Raw genomic sequence first — 1,350 nt, forward strand, 5'->3', positions numbered from 1 at the left:
TCGGCGTGCGCCGCCGCGAACCACCGGTCGGGCGTGCGGTAGGGCTCGACGTCGAACCGGGCGAGCGCCTCGACGGCCAGGAGCCGCCCGTCCGCGAACGAGTAGATGGGCTGGTAGACGGCGTGGAGCAGGCGCCCGTCGAGCACCTCGTCGACGAGCCCGGCGAGGGCGGGGTCATGGCCGGGCGCCGGTTCGAGGCTCGGCGCGATCGCCTCCCGGAGCTCCGTCGTCAGCTGCCGCTCGTAGGTGTGCTGCCGGAGCTGGAGCGCGAGGGACGCCACGCAGCCGACGGCGACGAACATCGCGCCGCGCACGAGCCAGCTCCCCACCTCCTGCGGCTGCCCCGTCGAGACGACGAGCGGCATGAGCGGCCCGCACAGGACGGTCGCGACGGATGCGGTCGCGAGGGACCCGCGCAGGCCGAAGGGCAGGGTCGCGAGCACGATCGGCAGGTAGAAGAGGTGCGGCGTCGACATGTGGGTGCCGCCGGACGTGTGGACCACGACCCAGCCGAGGCCGAGCACCGCCGCGAGGATCAGTCCCGAGACCCAGGCGGGCAGCCGGACCGAGCGCTGCACCGCCCGGTCGATCCAGGACACGTCGAACTCGTGCGGTACCTCGCTCGCCGNNCACCGGTCGGGACTTCGCCATTGTGTCCCGGCTGGCAAGTCGGCGGGCGCCGAGGGGGTGACTTGCCCGGAGTGTGCGCCTTGGCCGCCCCCGGTCGGCTCAGCCCTCGGGATCCGAGGTCGCGCGCGCGGCGTCGAGCGGCGCGTGGATGTCGATCCCGTTCCCGTCGGGGTCGGTGAGCGACGCGTACCGCTGTCCCCAGAAGGCGTCCCACGGCTCGAGCTCGCTGTGGGCGCCGGCCGCGACGAGCTCGGCGTGCAGGGCGTCGACCTCCGCCGGGGTGCCCACCTCGAAGGCCAGCGACGCACGGGCGCTGCCCGTCGGGCGCACCCAGCCGGGCGCGAACGAGGCGAGGGACGCCTCGGTGTCGAGCATGAGCCGGAGGCCCGGCGCGAGCTCGGCCTCCTCGTGGTCGTCGGTGTCCGACGCGAAGTCGACCCCGAGGCGGCGGTAGAAGGCGACGCTCGCGCGCATGTCTGCGACGACGAGCTCGACGGCGCTGGCACGGATGGTGCGCGATGGCATGGTGCGGGATGGCGTGGTCATGCGACGCACGGTAGGTCCGACGTCCGACACGCGGGGCGGACAGGACCCGGTGCCGCCGTGGACCCCGACCCCACCGGTCGACGCCCCTGTCAGCGGCGGCCGGCGATCCGTACGGTGTGACGCATGGCACAGGCGGGGGCGGACTGGCGGGTGCTCGGCGGCGTCGCGACGGCG

Annotated in this window: 1 protein-coding gene and 1 pseudogene; both read right to left on the reverse strand. The window is 74.6% G+C overall.

The features are described from left to right. Positions 1–599, reverse strand: a pseudogene (locus ICW40_RS18210) (hypothetical protein); the annotation flags it as partial. A 130-nt stretch (positions 600–729) separates the two neighbouring features. After that, on the reverse strand, positions 730–1,176 hold the full coding sequence (locus tag ICW40_RS18215; protein ID WP_260459430.1) for a VOC family protein: 447 nt from the start codon (positions 1,174–1,176) through the stop codon (positions 730–732). Positions 1,177–1,350: the final 174 nt, after the last annotated feature.

The sequence above is a fragment of the Actinotalea ferrariae genome, from assembly GCF_019733465.1.
GTDB lineage: Bacteria > Actinomycetota > Actinomycetes > Actinomycetales > Cellulomonadaceae > Actinotalea > Actinotalea ferrariae_A.